We start from the raw sequence: 15,843 nt of genomic DNA, 5'->3' as shown, positions 1-15,843 counted from the left end.
CTCGCTTCACAGAAGATGGACAGCTCGGCTTCGCATGACGCGCCCCTTCTCGTGCTATCAAGAGTTTTCGAAGGCAAAAGGAAGCGGGAATTGGTTAAATTCGGGCCGCGTGGCCGTAGACGAAACTCGTTTCGATCTTCTTGAGCATCGCGTTGGAATACCCTGACTCAATGAGCCTGAAGGAGGATAGCGCGAAGCGGAGCCGGAACAATAGGAAGTTGTCCTTGATGCGGCCGTGTCAAGGGAAAACGTGCTCCTATTCTCGTGATGGGAGGGCTGTCTTTAAAACCTGCGGGAACGGCTTGCAAACCAGAAATCGGTTGTTCGAAAATTGCATAACCATGTTAATTTTAGAACACCGCACCTTCGATGTTCGGATTTATGATATAGTTATAAAAAACCGAACATCGAAGGATGCAGAATGGCCTTTACGCACAACCAATTCAAAGTCATATACGAACTCTGGAAGAAGCCTGGGCTCACGCAGCGCGAGATCGCGGAACGGACGGGTCTAGGTCTCGCCACGGTCAACGCCGCTTACAAAGAATGCTCCGCCGAAGAACTTATCGAGCACGGGCGCATCACTGCCAAAGGCATGGCGGCTCTCAGACCCTATGCCGTTGACAACGCGGTCATCCTGGCAGCGGGTCTCTCCTCGCGTTTCGCTCCTATCTCCTACGAGCGCCCAAAAGGGCTTTTGCGGGTACGTGGCGATATCCTTATCGAGCGCCAAATCGAGCAACTGCAAGCAGCCGGCATCAACGACATCGTTGTCGTGGTGGGTTACAAGAAAGAAGCTTTCTTCTATCTTGAGGAAAAGTACGGGGTAAAAATCGTCGTTAACCGTGCTTATGCGGAGCGCAACAACAACAGTTCGCTCATGTTGGTGAAAGAAGTCCTTGGCAATACCTACATTTGCTCGTCGGACAACTATTTCGCAGAGAACCCGTTTGAAAGCCACGTCTGGAAAGCCTACTACGCCGCTCAGTACGCCGAAGGCAAAACCGAAGAGTGGTGTTTGACCGCTGGCGCTCACGACCGCATCGTAAAGGTTGAGATTGGCGGCCAAAACGCATGGTACATGATAGGACAAGCGTACTTCGACAGGGAGTTCTCAGAGCGCTTTCGCTCCATCCTTGAAACCGAGTACGATCTTCCTCAAACGCGCGACAAGCTTTGGGAGGATCTCTATATCGAACACATCAAAGAGCTTGACATGCAGATCCGTCGCTACGAAGCTCCTATTATCCACGAGTTCGATTCGCTTAATGAGCTACGCGATTTCGATCCCATGTTCTTAGAGAACCTCGATAGTGAAATCTTCGATAACATCTGCGTGGTGCTCGGCTGCGAGAAATCAGAGATCCACGACGTTTACCCCCTCAAACAGGGCCTCACCAATCTTTCCTGTCACTTTGCGACGAACGACGGCGAGTATGTCTACCGCAATCCAGGCGTCGGAACCGAGCTCATCGTAGATCGCGAGGCGGAACTAGAGGCGCTTCAAGCCGCCAAGCTCCTTGGCCTTGACGACACGTTCGTGTTCGCCAATCCAAAGCGCGGCTGGAAGATATCGCGTTTCGTACGCGATTGCTCTAACCTCGATGCGCACAACGACGCTGAGCTCAAGATGGCAATGGAGATGGCTCGGAAGCTTCATGAGAGCAACGCGAGGGTTGCGCGATCCTTCAGCTTCTACGAAGAAGGCAAGTCCTACGAACGGAAAACGCTTGACCGTGGCCAGATCGATATTCCCGACTATTGGGACATGTCGAGCCAGGCGACAAAGCTCAACGAGCTGCTGATAAAGGATAGCGGCCGACCGGTGCTCTGCCATAACGATTTCTTCGGGTTGAACTTCCTTGTTGCGAACGACGGATCGGTCAGCCTTATCGACTGGGAATACGCCGGCATGGGCGATTACGCTAACGATTTCGGCACGTTTTCCGTATGCGAGCAGCTTACCGAAGAGGAAATGCTCCATGCCCTCACGTATTATTTCGGGCGGACTCCCACCGAACGCGAATGGTTCCATAACCTGGGGCAGGTTGGTATGGCGGGCTGGTGCTGGTACGCCTGGTCTTTGCTTAAAGAGGCAGAGGGAGAGGATGTAGGAGAGTGGGCTTACATCTACTACCGTTATGGCAAGACCTATCTTAGGCGCGCGCTTGACCTCTACGACGCTGTCGGAATGGATAAAGCAAACTGAGGCTTCGCGCTTTTACCTCGGCATCAAAAGCATCCAGGAGCACAAGAGAGAATGAGGGCACGATGAATCAGAATGTGGGGGCGCTTCTCAGAGAGCGGAAGCGGAAGTACTTTGCGAGGGGCATCGCCTTTGCCGTGGCCTCCGGCATATGCTACGGACTCTATACCGGTTTTCTGACGCTTGGGGAAACCCAAGGAGTATGGGGAGAGTGGTTCGCGGGCTCTGAATGGGGCGAGGGCAACCCGGCGTTGGGCACCTTTACAATTGTGTTCGCCCTTGCCGCTCTCGCCGCCGGAATCAATGATTTAGCCAGTGCGATTTGGTCGCTTATCGTTTGCGCGAAAAATCGACAGCTCGGGGATCTCTGGAAGACGATGAAAACGAGGCCGGGCCTCGTCATGATGCTTTGTGCGGCCATCGGCGGGCCTTTTGCCACGATAGCCTACGTTATTGCGCTCAATTCCGCTACGGCGGCAGGCAACCCCGGGGTCATCGTTCCCATCGCTGCGCTGAATTGCGCGATTGGCGCCATCCTCGGCAGGATTCTCTTCAGGCAGGATCTGAAGACCCATAAAGTCGCAGGTATCGTCATTTGCCTGTTTTCCGCTGCGTTGATTGGCGGAACAAGCTTCGCGTCGATGGGGCCCGAGGCTCTCATGGGTTGCCTTTTCGCGTTTCTTGCAGCTTTCGGATGGGGTTTCGAAGGCTGCGTTGCAGGCTTCGGCACCATCCTTATCGATTATCGCATCGGCATTGCCATTAGGCAGATGACGGCGGGGATCTTGGAACTGTTCGTCGTGTTTCCCGTGCTCGCCGCTATTGGTGGCGGACTCGGCAGCGCGTTCGAGCTGGCGGGAGCCGCCTTCGCAAGTCCGGCGCTCGTGTTTTTCGTCATCTCCGGCTTTTTCGCCATGCCTGCGTTCTCCTTCTGGTACAAAGGCAACTCCATGTGCGGGACGGCGCTCGGCATGGCCTGCAATGGCATGTATGCATTCTGGGGGCCCTTCTTCATCTGGATCATCATGGGAGTGCTCAACATCGGCGGAATGTCTGCCGACTACCCCCCTCTTTCGGTCGTTCAATGGATAGGGGCGCTCATGATGGTCGCCGGCATCTTCTGCATAGCCGTCAGCCCCGCGAAATTTTTCAACGGCAGCAAGAAAGGCGAGTGATTGACATGGGCGACAGCTTGATTCCACTGCATTATGCCATCTTGAAGCACTTCATGGACGGCGAAGCCGACTGCGCCGACGGGGTGGTGCGAGCGCTCGAAGGGGACTATCGAGGATACAAGCTTCTGAATCGCGCCGACGTGGAAGAGACGCTTGCGACGGCGAAAGAGAACGGACTGCTCGACGAGGCCGGCTACGATTTGAGCGAGGAAGGGTATTTGAGAATACGCTATCGAATCAATAGCTTCGGCGAAGACATGATGGGCCGGTATATCGCGAAATGAAAAAGCGACCTTGAACGCAGACAAGATTCTCTCTTTGTTGCGCGCTCCCAGGATTCGCCAAATGATATTTCGAGGCTATTCGATTTTGTTTTTGAAAAACACGGCATCAAGCCGTCGGATTCGAAGTGCTTCTCAGGATTCCCCGCTCGCGGGGAATCCTATTTCATGAGCTCCGTTGCGAGCTTGAAAATAATACGCTCGTCCACATCGATATCGAATTTCCTCGCGAACATCATTTCTGAAGCAGAAAGCTCCTCGTAATCTCCGATGGTCCAAGTGTATGGTCCACCCTTTTCCCAATCGATGAGCCGCATGGATCTCTCCATTGGCCGCTCAAGATGCACTCCCGAAAGGAAAAGATTCTCCCTCCATGCTGAATTCCAAACGAAAGTTTGTAAAAAAACCTCGTCTGCACAGTTGGAATAGCGGCACATTCGCATTATCTCCTCCGAATGGTTCACAACATCACAAGCCAGCCCGTCGGGAATGCTAAACCACTGTGACCCCTTTTTAATCTCGATCCCAGCTGGAATTCTATCGATCCTCAAAAAGCCTTGCAGCTTTTCCAACGCAACATCCAAAGCGAACTTCGCATTCTCTGACAACGACCGATGCCTTCCCTTCCTTCCTACGAATGGGTGATAGAGAGCCACTCGGTCTCGTTCCGCTTTGCTAACAAAGTTGTCAGAGGTCCATGTCCACCATCTCCTCGAAACCGGTGTCGCTGCGGCCCCGCACCTGCCAGTAGCCGGTGAGGCCGGGCTTGACCGACAGGCGGCGCATGGCGCGCTCGTCGTACTGGGTGACTTCGGAGGGAAGCGGCGGCCTGGGGCCCACGCAGGAGAGCTGGCCCATGAGGCAGTTCAGGAACTGCGGGAGCTCGTCTATGGAGTGCTTGCGGATAAAGCGGCCTATGCGCGTGACGCGCGGGTCGTCCTTGATCTTGAACAGCGGGCCGTCGGCCTCGTTGAGCTCTGCGAGCTCCGCCAGGCGCTCGTCGGCGTCCTTGTGCATGGAGCGGAACTTGTACATGTCGAAGGCGCGGACCTCGCCGCCCCTCCCGATGCGCCCGACGCGCTTCTGGGAGTAGATGGGGCAGCCTGGGCTCTCAACGCGGATGGCGATGCAGAGGACGATCGAGGGGACCAGCAGCACCGCTATCGCGCACAGCGAGAACGCGATGTCGAACGCCCTCTTCACGAAGCGGTAGCCCAACCGTCCTTCCGCCGGCGCGGGGACGGGCACGGGGCCCTCGGCCTCCGACACCAGCTCGGGCGCCAGGAACGCCACGTCGGAGGCGGCCATCGGCTCGGCATCCCCGACCCTCGCGCTCGACTTTACATAACCGCGCTTATCAGACATTGGGGGCGTGGAAATCTCCTCTTGCTCCCCCGCTGTTGCGAAGTCGTCTACCAGCGCGACGGCTCCGTCGGCGGTTACGTCTATTGATTTGTCAGGGTTTCTTTCGAACAATCTCTAATCCGACTTTGACGGTTTTCACACGACCAAGAATCTCTATCTCCAGATACGCCAGGCGCTTGTGGCGATCGAGCTTCTTGATGAGACCCGTCTGGTTCATCAGCGGGCCGTTGAGGATCACGATCTCGTCCCCTTCCATCACGCCGCTCGAGAACTCGACCACGCGGTGGTCAGGCTTGGTGAACGCGTTGATGAAGGCGACTTCTTGATCGTCGAGAGGAGTGAACACATCGTTGTTGCCGAGGAGCCTAGTGAACTTGGGGACGCTTCGCAACGCCTCACGCAGCTTTCCAGGCTGGTCTGTTATTACGAAAATATAACCAGGTAGCAGCACTTCTGAACGCATTTTCCATACGCCCTGGATGCGCTTTTTGACTTCGTACTGGGGGATGAAGGATTCTTGGATGAGCTCTTCGTCGACAAGCTTGTTGATCAGGTCAAGCACGTGCTTTTCCTGGCCGCCGACCGTTTGCACGACGTACCACAATGCCATCACCTCCCTGGCAAGACGAAATAAAGATACGGCTTCGCCCTAGCCATTCAGGCCAAAACGCAACAACGATATGCATCCTCTTGATCGATCCGGAACGCGCACCCAGCGACGATCCCGCTTTCCTCAAGATATGTATGCTGCCGTGTTTTTCACACATCGCCCTGTCGTATCCAGAGCTTGCAGCGGTGCAGTTTCCTGCCGTTAGATCACAGGTCGAACCTGTGGCCTAACGGCAGGAAGCCGTCAAACCGAACCTACAGACGCGCATGCGCTCCTCGCGTTCGGTACGTCCGCTTCGCTTCGGCGAAGTAGCCGTAGTGCTCCACCCGATGCGCATCGCTTGCGATGTACGTGTACAGGTTCTCGTCGAACAGGCGCTTGGCGGGCTTGCGCTCGGCTCCCATGCGACCGCCGGCAATGAAATCGGCCGACGCTTGCAGCTTGCAACCCATCTTCACCAGACCGCGCGCCACCTCGACATCCTCCTGGATGGCGCGATAGCGCTCGGGATGAGCGATGATCACTTGGTAGCCCATCCCCTGCAGTTCGAAGATGGTCCGTTCGTATATCTCGAAGTCGGGCTTGCCCGCCCTCGTAGACAGCTCCAATAAAAACTCGTTCGTGCCGTCGAAGTGCAGATGCTCGGCCCATTCCATGCCCAATTGCATAAGCTTGGAATGGTTCACCTCGAAGCCCATCGTCAGCGGGAACCCGTCAGCGTGCGCCACGAGCAACTCGTAAGCATCCCACATCGCGTCGTAGTCGAAGTAGGGATCGCGCACATGCGGGGTACACACGATAGACGTGATTCCCGCAGCCTTGGCGGCCTCCAGCATGGCCAGAGACTCGTCCAGGTTGCGCGCACCGTCGTCGACGCCGGGAAGGATATGGCAATGCAAATCCCTCATCAGGCCCTACGCCCTCTTCCCGCCACGGGATCCTTAGCGAATCCGCCGCGACCGCCTGCAGGAACGGGGCTGCCCTGCGCACCGCGGGGTGCACGACGCCCGGCCGTGGGAACCGGCGTGCGCGTCTCGGCCTGCAGCGCGGCAACATCGCCGTCGTCCTTCAACCGTCCGCCGTCCTTGGTATAGTACGCGTAATAGTATTCGGAACCGGTGCCTTCGCAGAACGTGGCGCAGACGCCGAGGATGTTGGCATCGGCCTTCTTCAGCTGCTCGCACGCGTCCACCAGCTCGGAACGCTTCGTCGAGCCGGGCTTGACCACCAACACCGTGCCGTCCACCAACGTGGACAGGATGGCGGCATCGACGAAGGTGCCGACCGGCGGCATGTCGTAAATCACATAATCGTAGCTGTCCTCCAGCGTGGCAACCAGCTTCTGGTACCGCTTGGACGAGATGATGTCGGCCGGGTTGGGTATGTTCGGCTCGACGTCGAGGAAGAACAGGTTGGGAGTCTGCGTCGGCGTGACGGCCGTCTTGAGCGGTGCCGCATCGGTGAGGACGGCGTACACGCCCGCCGCAGGACGCACGTTCAGCAGGCTGGCAAGCGTGCGACAGCGCATGTCGGCCTCCACGAGCAGCACCGTCTTGCCCGACGTGGCGATAGCGCGAGCCAGCTCCACGGAGCACGTGGACTTGCCCTCGTTCGGCACCGAACTCGTCATGACGATGGAGCGGATGGGGTTGTCGGGCGACATGAAGCGGATGTTCGCAAAAAGCGTCTTCGCCGCGTTCTGCACCTCGAGCATGTTGGACGCCTGCTTCTTTTTCTTAGCCATGGCCTATACCCTCCTAACCCTTGATCGTGGGGATACGGCCGATGACCGGAATGCCCAGCAGTTCTTCAGCTTCTTCAGGGTTGCGCACCCGCGTGTTCAGCATATCCAGCACCACTACGATGGCCACTGCCAGGAAGATGCCCGCGAGGAACGCGACCGCCGTGTACATGGCGCGCGGCGGGCCCGACGGATCCGTGGGAACCTCGGCCGCGTCGACCACGTTGACGCTCTCGACGCCCATGACGCTTTGCGCGGTGGTGGACAGAACGGTGGATATCTCATTGGCGACGATGGCAGCCGCATCGGGCTTGCCCGCCGTCACCGAGATGCTGATGACGCGCGTGGTGGTGCCCGCTTCGACGGAAATCTTGTATCCGCTGAGCGAAGACATGCCAAGAGCCTCGGCCGTGCGCTTCTGCACGGTCTCCGACTTCGCCAAAGTCGCTATGTCGTTCGCCATGAGCTGGCTGGCGGTGAGGTCGTTGTACGCGGTGGTGCTCGAAGAGCTCGCGTCGTCCTTCGCAGTCAGCACGTACACGGACACCGTGGCCGTGTACTGGTTCTGCATGAGGCCCCAGCTGAAGCCTGCCGTCGCGATCGCGAGCACGACGGGCAGCACCACCACCAGGGCCAGGTGCTTGCGCAGCAGTTTGAATAGTTCGAGCAGTGTCATTCGTTCGTCTTTCTCTTCAGCGTCGTACGTACGCTGCTTGCTTACTTGCCGTTAACGGTGGTCTCGGCAGCTTCGGGATTCTCGCCGGCGTCGACCGCCTTCATCAGTGTAGCCCAACCCTCGGGATCCTCGTAGCACAGCCACAGGCCGCCGTATTCCTCCATGAAGTCGCCCTTGTACGGACCGGTGCACGTGTAGATGGTGGGGTTGCCCGCCTGTGCGAAATCGGTCGCAAGCGAGATCATCGTCTGCAAGTCGATGCTCGTAGACACGCACTGGGAGAGGTTTTGGATCAGGCCGGGGATCTCGACCGGAGGAGCTTGCAGCACGTTCTTCATGAGCGCCATGGCCATCGCGCGCACGTTCGACTGGCGGATGGCCTCCTGGTCGTCGCCATAGGCGGTGCGCATGCGGGCAAGCGCCACGCACTGCTCGCCGTTGAGCAGCTGGTTGCCGGCCTCGATATGGACGGGCGCCTGATCCTGCGTGTACACCTGGTAGTCGATGGTGTAGGGCACGTCCACGTAGATGCCGCCGATCGAATCCACGAACTCGGCCAACCCGGCGAACTCGATTTCCACGTAGTCGGAGATCTTCACGCCGGTGAGGTCCTGCACCGCTGTAACGGCGCCAGCCGCCCCGTTCACGGCGAACATCTGGTTGATCTTCTCGACCTTGCCGTTGTACTCGTACGGCGTGTCGCGCGGAATCGACACCATGGTGATGACGTGGCCCACCGGATCGATGCGCACGAGCACGAGGGCGTCGGAGCGCTCCCCGTACGTCTCCCAGTTGTCCGAGCCCACCAGCAGCACGTAGAACGGCTCCATCTGGGAATCGGAGGGGGCGAGAACGCTGCTCAACTCGCTTTGCTCCTGAGCGTCGAGCGCCATGTTGCTTGCGAGGCTGCTCGTGTACCAAGCGCCGTACGCGGCGACGCCGCCCACGAGCACCACGACGACGGCGAGCGCGATAAGCGCCGCCCGCTTCAGCTTGGTGTGCTTCTTGCGCTTTTTGCGCACGCGCACGATCTCGTCAGCTTGCGAAGCGTAGCCGTAGTTCGCCGGTCGCTGGTTTGGATACGGCGTCTGCCCCGTCGGGCGCGAAGCGTACCCACCGCCCTGCGGATAAGGCCGGCTGCCATGGGGAGCCTGACCGAAACCGTCCGCGGGAGGTTGCCCATAGGCGTGAGAACCTCCGCGCGAAGCGGAGGCACCATGGCGACCCGAAGCCGTCTGTCTGTTGTTGTCGTCGAATCCCATAGGGAAAATGCGTTTCCTAACCGTCCGTCTCGCTCGTCGCGAATCTCTTCAACACTCAATTGAGCCGGAGCGCTCGTCTGTTCCGTCCTCAATATAATAGCACGGTTTCAGTTTAGCAACAGAAAAATCGGTCTTCGGTGAAGCCCCCCCCCCCGAGTTTTTTCGTTTTCCCACGTCAACGGCAAAGTAAAGCAGTGTAAATTCTAAGTGGGAAGCTCCTTGGACATCAGATGAACATAAGGGGCTGCAGACGTTTGAAAGTCTACCGATCACGTTAAAAAACAGTCCGTTTTGATGGATTTCAGTACATATTCTCAGTCAATTTTTACATTTTCCTTTACTTTCCTCACCGATGGCTGGCATAATGGTCAGTCGCTTTACACGAAATTCTTTCCTGTTTCTTTTCGCGCAATGCCAACGAATCAGAAAGCGGCTCGAGTCAAGCGCAATGCACGCCGCAGGAGCGGGTGCGACCGAAAAGCGCGCATCGAGCGCGCACGAAGAGAAACGGAAACGAATAATGCAGAATTTCGCCGACCTCGGCTTGTCCGAGGCTGCCCTTGCCGCCGTCGAACGCCTGGGCTACGAGAACCCCACCCCTGTGCAGCTGCAGGCCATCCCGTTGGTCCTGGAAGGCCGCGACCTCATCGCCGCCGCCAGCACCGGCACGGGTAAGACCGCCGCGTTCCTGCTGCCCATCCTGAGCACCCTGCCGCGCGGCAAGAGGGGCAAGCGCGCGCCCCGCGTGCTGGTGGTCAGCCCCACCCGTGAGCTGGCGCAGCAGATCTCGCAGACGTGCATGCAGATCACCCGCAAGACGGGGCACTACGTGACCACCGTGTTCGGCGGTACGCCCTACGGCCCCCAGATCAACGAGATCCGACGCGGCACCGACGTGCTCATCGCCACGCCCGGCCGCCTGAACGACCTCATGAACAAAGGCGTCGTCGACCTCGGCGGCATCAAGTCCCTCGTGCTGGACGAAGCGGACCGCATGCTTGACATGGGCTTCCTGCCCGCCGTCACCACCATCGTAGACGCCACCCCCGCCGATCGCCAGACGCTGCTCTTCTCGGCCACCATCGACCACTCCATCCAGAAGAACCTGGGCTCGTTGCTGAACGACCCGGCCGTCGTGGAAATCGCCCGCAACGGCGAGACCGCCCAGACGGTCGAGCAGTTCATGATGCCCATCGCCAATTTCAAGAAGCCCGAGCTTCTGCAGGCGCTGCTGGAGGAGAAGGGCTCCGACCGCGTGATCGTGTTCGCGCGCACGAAGAACCGCACCGAGGATTGCGCCGAGGCACTGTGCGACGCAGGTTACCGTGCCGAGTCCATCCACTCGGACAAGTCGCAAGGCCAGCGCAAGCGCGCCCTCGACAACTTCCGTCGCGGCCGCACGTCAATCCTCGTGGCGACCGACGTGCTGGCGCGCGGCATCGACGTACCCGACGTGGACCACGTCATCAACTTCGACCTGCCCGACATGCCCGAGGACTACGTGCACCGCATCGGCCGCACGGGCCGCGCCGGAGAGCAGGGCTTCGCGGTCTCGTTCGTCACGCGCGAGTCGCGCCGCACGATGAGCGACATCGAGAAGCTCATCGGCAAGAACGTGCCCCTCATGGAGCTCGAGACCTACGAGCTGGACATGACCGTGCTGGAAAAGGGCAAGAAGGGCGCTCCGAAAAAGGGCGGCTACAAGGGCAACAAAGGCTCCGGACGCCCCGCGGGCGCAAAGCGTTCCGACAAGCGCGGCGGCGAGAAGCGCGACTTCGAGCGCCGCTCGGACAGCCGCGCCGAGGGTCGCTCGGACAACCGCCCCGGGCGCGGCAAGCGCGCCGAGGGCAAGCGATCCTTCGACGGCGCCGCCAAGCCCGACGGCCCGCGCAGCAACAACATGGATCACGCGAAGCGCCGTCTCGAGATGAGCGAGAAGAAGAAGTACGAGAAGTCCGCTCCGAACGCGAAGGGCGCCGCCAAGCAGAACGGCTCCAAGAAGAAGGCGGGCGTCGGCGGCTACAACTACAGCAGGTTCGCGAACAACTAAGACGCACTCGGGGCGAGCTGATCCGACTTCGTATCTCCTATATATAGGTAAGCGCCGCGCATCGTTTCAAGATGCGCGGCGCTTCTTCGTTTCCGAAAGGGAACCTCTTCCTAGACGATGCGCTCAGGATGCGCGTACACGTTGAAGACGTCGCGCTTGGCGAATCCGACTAGCGTGACGCCCCAACGCTGGGCCAGACGCATCGACAAGCTTGTGGGCGCACCGGGAGACGCAACAACAGGGCAGCCGAGACGAATCACCTTCACGATGATCTCGCGCGGCACCCGGCCGCTGAATAGGAGCATTTTATCCGACGCATCCACCCCGTTCAAGAAGCACCAGCCGACCAGCTTGTCCAAAGCACTGTGGCGCCCGATATCCTCGAACCATGCAACCACCCCGCACTGGTCGACCAGAACCGCGCTGTGCACGCCGCCCGTGCGCCGAAACAGCAGCGAGCGGTCCTCCAGAAGAGCCATGCGCTCGACCACCTGAGCCGCTTGCAGCGTGAGATCGGACTCCACCGGCAAGAACCCTTCCGCATCGCACGAAGGATCTCCGCCGTCACCACGCTCGAACACTCCGGAAATCACCACCCCGCCGTCGCGCAGCGTTTCGACGTGTCGGCGACGTCGACGCGAAGCCCCCGTAACATCGACACGCACCGACACCGCACCCGAAGCCAGATCGACGTCTATAGCGCTCACCTGCTCAGGATCCGTGATAACACCCGCCAAGAACAAGTTGCCTGCGACCAGCTCGCGCACATCCCAAGGCGAACATGTCATGTCGCACTGCCGTGCGCCGTTCACGAACACGGTCAACTCCGCCTCCTGGATGACCGAATCGTCCCGCTTCGAAAAGCGCGCGTCTTCGTACCGCACGATAGGCATATGCGTGCATGCCGAAACCTTGGACTCCGTATCGACAAGGGCAAACGAACGGCTGCGGATCATGGAGCACCTCTTTTCAACCGATCGCATTCGCAACTCCGAGCGGGGGGCGACCTGAAAAGGCCGCCGCCCGGAGAGGGAGGGAAGGCGAGATCAGGCATTCACCTTGTTGGGAAGGTACCAAACCGAAGGATTCGCCCCTTCGTCGGGAAGCAGCTGGAAGCCGGCGGCGGATTCGGCCTGCTTTTTCAGCGTTTCCAAGTCGCCGAACACGCGCGCGCCAGCCGGACATGCAGCCACGCACGCCTGAGGCTCGTTGCCGCCTGCATCGATACGATCGACGCAGAAGGTGCACTTGTCAACGCGCCCCTGCGGCATGGCGGTATACATGACGGCTTCGTACTCGTTAAGCTCGGACCCGAAATAGCCGTCCTCGTTCTCGCGGTAATAGCGCGCGCCGTAGGGGCAAGCCATGATGCAGGATTTGCAGCCGATGCACTTCTCCTTGTCCACCACCACGATGCCGTCTTCGCGTTTGTAAGTAGCGCCCTCGGTCGGACACGCCTCGACGCAAGGCGGATTCTCGCAATGCATGCACAGCATGGGGACGATATGCATCGTTGCGTCTGGATACTCGCCCTCAAACTCTCGCTTGACATGGGAGCGCGTTATACCCGGAGGGGTTCCATGCGCCTCCTTGCACGCTACGGCGCATGCGTGGCATCCCACGCATTTCTTCAGATCGATCAGCATTCCGTAAGCCATGGTTCACTCCTCCCTTTATGCGATCTTCTCAAGCTTGACGCGAATGCACTGGTCGAACGCCGAGCACACATGATCCATGCGGTCAGGGGTCTGACCGGGAACCAGATGCACAACGGGAACGCCCTTGTCCTTCGCAATGGGCATATAGGCCGATTTCGAACCCCAGTGCCCGCCGATGACGGCCACGCATTCGGAATGCACGCCCTCGGACGTAGCCAGCACGCCCTCCACCGATACGCCGTCGACCGTGACAAGCCTCACCTTATCACCGCTGGCGAACCCTTTCGCCCGAGCCGTAGCGGCGTTGATCTCAATGGTGTAGCCGTAAGGGTTCTCTTCATTGATCTCGTTGATCCAGGGGTTCTCCATGAGCCACGAGTCGGTGTTGATCGCATCGGTGTAATACACGGGGAGGATGTCGAAGCCAGGATCGGTCACCTCATACCCGCAGCCGGGCTTCCAATCGGGAAGAGCCTGGTAGTCGTCGACCTCCCACGGAATGCCCAGCTCGGCGACCTTGGCCTCCACCTTGCTCTTCGCCTCCAACAGGAAGTCGAAGTACAGCGGCACGCGGCCAGGTTCACCGTTTGCCCAGATGTACACTTCGTCAACGGTGCGAGGATGATCGTACACAGCATGCTCTTTCAGCCATGCGAAGTCGTGCTCTTCGTCGATGTTGGATTTTAAGATGGAATCGGCGAAAGCCTCTACGTCGAGCTTCTGGTCCATGGGTACCGAATACTCGTCCTTCACGCGGAACATGCCGTTAAGCGTGGCGATGAATTCGGCGTTCTTTCCGGCGCGACTTGCCAATTCTGCGAACAGCTGCCAGCTGGAAGGCGCGCCGTCCTTCGGCTCGACGACCTTCTGCCACACGGGAACGGTCCACGGATTTTCCAAACCGCCGATGACACGATGGTTGCCTGCTGCATGCGGCAGCGGCTCGGTGCGCTCCAGATAGCAGCATTCGGGCAAGATCACATCGTAGAAATAGGACGACTCGTTCAGAAACATATCGATGCCTACAACGTACTCGTAATTCTTGAAGATTTCAGCCTGTTCGTCGTAGTTGCCCCACCATTTGATGGGATTGCATGCATAGCAGAGAGCGACCTCGGCGGCCTGCGTGCGATACAGGTCGGGATGAGCCTGGGCAATGTGCTCGAAGTGGTTGTCGTCGGACATGGGCTGGAGTTCCATCATGCCCATGGTCGTAGGCGTGTAATCGCCTTCGTACACCTTTTTATAGTAAGAGTTCGGGAATGCAAGCAGCAGACCGGCGCAATCGATGAGCCCCTCGGGCTCCCATAAACCGGGGCGCCACGACATGGTCGGGTTGTCGTCGGCCCAGCCGTTGCAGATGGGATCGAAACCGCAGAAGCCGCCGACGGAGTTCGTCGAACCGATGAGGTTGTTCAGGCTGAACACGGCCCAGCAGCTATGGAAAGCGTGCTTATGGCGCGTGATGCCGGAAAACGCGTCGACGGCAGCAGGGCGATAAGGCAACGTCACGCCGTCGATCTCGGTGGTCTGGCCGATGCAGGCCGCTTCGCCAAGCTCTTTGGCAACCTGGCGGATAGTGGCCGCGGGAACCGTGGTTATGCTCTCCTGGTACTCGGGCGTGTAGGTCTTCAGATGCTCTTTATACAGGGTGAATCCTGTCGAGCACTGCCTGCCGTCCACCTCGAACGTACCCTCGAGTTGGGGGGCGCTGCACCGATCGTAAGGCTTCGCCTCGCCGTCGGAATCCATGTACAGCGAATGCCCTGTCTTCTCGTCGAAGACGATGCGCTTGGTATCCAGGTCGACCAGAGAAGGGCCGTTGGTACGATTCGCAAGGAACTCGATGTCGATGAGGTTTTCCTCGTGAACGAGCACGTACGCGATGGCAAGCGCCGCAGCGGCATCGGTGCCGGGGCGAATAGGCACCCAGAGATCGGCTTTCTCTCCCGCAGCGCCCATATGCGGATCGAACACCACGTGGCGCAAACCGTTCTTGCGACGCTCAGCGAAAGGCTCGACGGTCATGTTGTATCCATGACGGGTAGCCGTGCCCGCATTGGTGCCGAACTGGACGACGTAGTTGCAGTTGACATAGTCGGGACGCGCATTGCCCGTCCCCGTGAACAGGTATTCTATCTGATGGACCCCGGCTCCGCAGATATCGGAGCAGCTGCCTTCGGCGTTGCCGTAGATCACGCCGAGTGCCGTATGGCGCACCAGAGAGCCGATCTGGCTAGCCACCATGGACATGCCGGTGACGGCGTGCGGGCCGCTGCGCTCGATAGCCGCCTTCATGTGCTCGTCCACCAACCCGTAGGCCTCGTCCCAGCTGATCTCCTCCCAACCCGGATCCTCGTCGAAGCCCTTCTTGGGATTCGTGCGCTTCAGAGGCTTGGTGATGCGGTTGGGATCGTAGAGTTGCATGATGCCCGACGCGCCCTTGCCGCATATATGCCCGCGGCCGATGGAGCTGTCGGGATTGCCCGTCAGTTCTACCACAACGCCGTCGATGACATGCGCTTTAATGGAGCAGTTGTTGAAGCACATGTTGCAGGTAGTGGGGATCCACTCGCCCGCTTTCGGATCGTAGGCCGTTTTCTCGACCCCCGCCGTATGCTCGGACTCCTTTTCGGCGCCTGGCGTGCAACCGACGATACCGCCCGCTAGCCCTACGCCGAGCGCAGTCGCCCCCGCGCCCGCCACAAAAACCCTTCGGCTGATTCCCATGCCGTTCTCGCTCATGGTGCTACCCCCTTCAGCTCGTCTACGAGGGCACCCGCAACTTCAGCGGCTGTCCCCTCCGACACCGCTTAGTG

Annotated in this window: 14 protein-coding genes; 4 read left to right on the top strand and 10 right to left on the bottom strand. The window is 59.2% G+C overall.

The features are described from left to right. The first annotated feature begins 421 nt into the window (after positions 1-421). The 3 genes from GT613_RS01615 to GT613_RS01605 all read left to right on the top strand — a co-directional run bounded on the left by GT613_RS01615 (position 422) and on the right by GT613_RS01605 (position 3,665). Entirely contained in the window at positions 422-2,209 is a 1,788-nt protein-coding gene (locus tag GT613_RS01615; RefSeq protein WP_015761172.1) for a phosphotransferase, read from the top strand. A 62-nt stretch (positions 2,210-2,271) separates the two neighbouring features. Continuing rightward, the gene (locus tag GT613_RS01610; protein WP_015761173.1) at positions 2,272-3,381 is read left to right on the top strand and encodes a membrane protein; all 1,110 of its coding nucleotides are present in this window, start codon (positions 2,272-2,274) and stop codon (positions 3,379-3,381) included. Between the two features lie 5 nt (positions 3,382-3,386). After that, positions 3,387-3,665 (top strand): hypothetical protein, encoded by a 279-nt coding sequence (locus GT613_RS01605; protein ID WP_015761174.1) that lies wholly within the window; start codon positions 3,387-3,389, stop codon positions 3,663-3,665. 158 nt (positions 3,666-3,823) lie between these two features. Here GT613_RS01605 and GT613_RS01600 read toward each other — a convergent pair whose 3' ends face one another. The 7 genes from GT613_RS01600 to GT613_RS01570 all read right to left on the bottom strand — a co-directional run bounded on the left by GT613_RS01600 (position 3,824) and on the right by GT613_RS01570 (position 9,082). Further along, on the bottom strand, positions 3,824-4,270 hold the full coding sequence (locus tag GT613_RS01600) for a beta-1,6-N-acetylglucosaminyltransferase (RefSeq protein WP_161172480.1): 447 nt from the start codon (positions 4,268-4,270) through the stop codon (positions 3,824-3,826). Between the two features lie 79 nt (positions 4,271-4,349). Then, entirely contained in the window at positions 4,350-4,970 is a 621-nt protein-coding gene (locus GT613_RS01595) for a sugar transferase (protein WP_240132848.1), read from the bottom strand. 148 nt (positions 4,971-5,118) lie between these two features. Continuing rightward, the gene (gene loaP / locus GT613_RS01590; RefSeq protein ID WP_015761186.1) at positions 5,119-5,637 is read right to left on the bottom strand and encodes an antiterminator LoaP; all 519 of its coding nucleotides are present in this window, start codon (positions 5,635-5,637) and stop codon (positions 5,119-5,121) included. Between the two features lie 254 nt (positions 5,638-5,891). Further along, a complete protein-coding gene (locus GT613_RS01585; RefSeq protein ID WP_009306547.1) occupies positions 5,892-6,545 on the bottom strand; it encodes a CpsB/CapC family capsule biosynthesis tyrosine phosphatase in 654 nt (217 codons plus the stop codon). After that, on the bottom strand, positions 6,545-7,381 hold the full coding sequence (locus GT613_RS01580; RefSeq protein ID WP_161172479.1) for a CpsD/CapB family tyrosine-protein kinase: 837 nt from the start codon (positions 7,379-7,381) through the stop codon (positions 6,545-6,547). Before GT613_RS01580 ends, GT613_RS01585 begins: the two co-directional genes overlap by 1 nt. Positions 7,382-7,394: 13 nt before the next feature. Beyond that, positions 7,395-8,054 carry a YveK family protein gene (locus tag GT613_RS01575; RefSeq protein WP_009306552.1) on the bottom strand — a complete coding sequence of 220 codons (660 nt, stop codon included), beginning with the start codon at positions 8,052-8,054 and terminating at the stop codon, positions 7,395-7,397. A gap of 41 nt (positions 8,055-8,095) precedes the next feature. Continuing rightward, positions 8,096-9,082 carry an LCP family protein gene (locus GT613_RS01570; protein WP_227791087.1) on the bottom strand — a complete coding sequence of 329 codons (987 nt, stop codon included), beginning with the start codon at positions 9,080-9,082 and terminating at the stop codon, positions 8,096-8,098. A gap of 754 nt (positions 9,083-9,836) precedes the next feature. On the opposite strand from GT613_RS01570, the gene GT613_RS01565 reads away from it, so the two are divergent. Continuing rightward, positions 9,837-11,366, top strand: coding sequence for a DEAD/DEAH box helicase (locus tag GT613_RS01565; protein WP_009306556.1), 1,530 nt, complete (start codon positions 9,837-9,839; stop codon positions 11,364-11,366). A 110-nt stretch (positions 11,367-11,476) separates the two neighbouring features. Here GT613_RS01565 and fdhD read toward each other — a convergent pair whose 3' ends face one another. From fdhD to GT613_RS01550, 3 genes are all read right to left on the bottom strand, one after another. Further along, positions 11,477-12,322 carry a formate dehydrogenase accessory sulfurtransferase FdhD gene (gene fdhD / locus GT613_RS01560; protein ID WP_161172478.1) on the bottom strand — a complete coding sequence of 282 codons (846 nt, stop codon included), beginning with the start codon at positions 12,320-12,322 and terminating at the stop codon, positions 11,477-11,479. Positions 12,323-12,412: 90 nt separating this feature from the next. Further along, positions 12,413-13,024 carry a 4Fe-4S dicluster domain-containing protein gene (locus GT613_RS01555; RefSeq protein WP_057385305.1) on the bottom strand — a complete coding sequence of 204 codons (612 nt, stop codon included), beginning with the start codon at positions 13,022-13,024 and terminating at the stop codon, positions 12,413-12,415. 15 nt (positions 13,025-13,039) lie between these two features. Beyond that, the gene (locus tag GT613_RS01550; protein WP_114557178.1) at positions 13,040-15,769 is read right to left on the bottom strand and encodes a molybdopterin-dependent oxidoreductase; all 2,730 of its coding nucleotides are present in this window, start codon (positions 15,767-15,769) and stop codon (positions 13,040-13,042) included. Positions 15,770-15,843 lie beyond the last annotated feature (74 nt).

It is taken from the genome of Eggerthella sp. BIOML-A4, from assembly GCF_009875575.1.
GTDB lineage: Bacteria > Actinomycetota > Coriobacteriia > Coriobacteriales > Eggerthellaceae > Eggerthella > Eggerthella lenta.
The sequence above is the reverse complement of the archived record's forward strand: the minus strand, read 5'-3'. Positions and strand labels throughout refer to the sequence as shown.

What these genes read in the sequence shown, in the direction of transcription:
- GT613_RS01615 (WP_015761172.1), top strand. Translation starts at nt 422, where the DNA reads ATGGCCTTTACGCACAACCAATTCAAAGTCATATACGAACTCTGGAAG.
- GT613_RS01610 (WP_015761173.1), top strand. Translation starts at nt 2,272, where the DNA reads ATGAATCAGAATGTGGGGGCGCTTCTCAGAGAGCGGAAGCGGAAGTAC.
- GT613_RS01605 (WP_015761174.1), top strand. Translation starts at nt 3,387, where the DNA reads ATGGGCGACAGCTTGATTCCACTGCATTATGCCATCTTGAAGCACTTC.
- GT613_RS01595 (WP_240132848.1), bottom strand. Translation starts at nt 4,970, where the DNA reads ATGGCCGCCTCCGACGTGGCGTTCCTGGCGCCCGAGCTGGTGTCGGAG.
- loaP (WP_015761186.1), bottom strand. Translation starts at nt 5,637, where the DNA reads ATGGCATTGTGGTACGTCGTGCAAACGGTCGGCGGCCAGGAAAAGCAC.
- GT613_RS01585 (WP_009306547.1), bottom strand. Translation starts at nt 6,545, where the DNA reads ATGAGGGATTTGCATTGCCATATCCTTCCCGGCGTCGACGACGGTGCG.
- GT613_RS01580 (WP_161172479.1), bottom strand. Translation starts at nt 7,381, where the DNA reads ATGGCTAAGAAAAAGAAGCAGGCGTCCAACATGCTCGAGGTGCAGAAC.
- GT613_RS01575 (WP_009306552.1), bottom strand. Translation starts at nt 8,054, where the DNA reads ATGACACTGCTCGAACTATTCAAACTGCTGCGCAAGCACCTGGCCCTG.
- GT613_RS01565 (WP_009306556.1), top strand. Translation starts at nt 9,837, where the DNA reads ATGCAGAATTTCGCCGACCTCGGCTTGTCCGAGGCTGCCCTTGCCGCC.
- fdhD (WP_161172478.1), bottom strand. Translation starts at nt 12,322, where the DNA reads ATGATCCGCAGCCGTTCGTTTGCCCTTGTCGATACGGAGTCCAAGGTT.
- GT613_RS01555 (WP_057385305.1), bottom strand. Translation starts at nt 13,024, where the DNA reads ATGGCTTACGGAATGCTGATCGATCTGAAGAAATGCGTGGGATGCCAC.
- GT613_RS01550 (WP_114557178.1), bottom strand. Translation starts at nt 15,769, where the DNA reads ATGAGCGAGAACGGCATGGGAATCAGCCGAAGGGTTTTTGTGGCGGGC.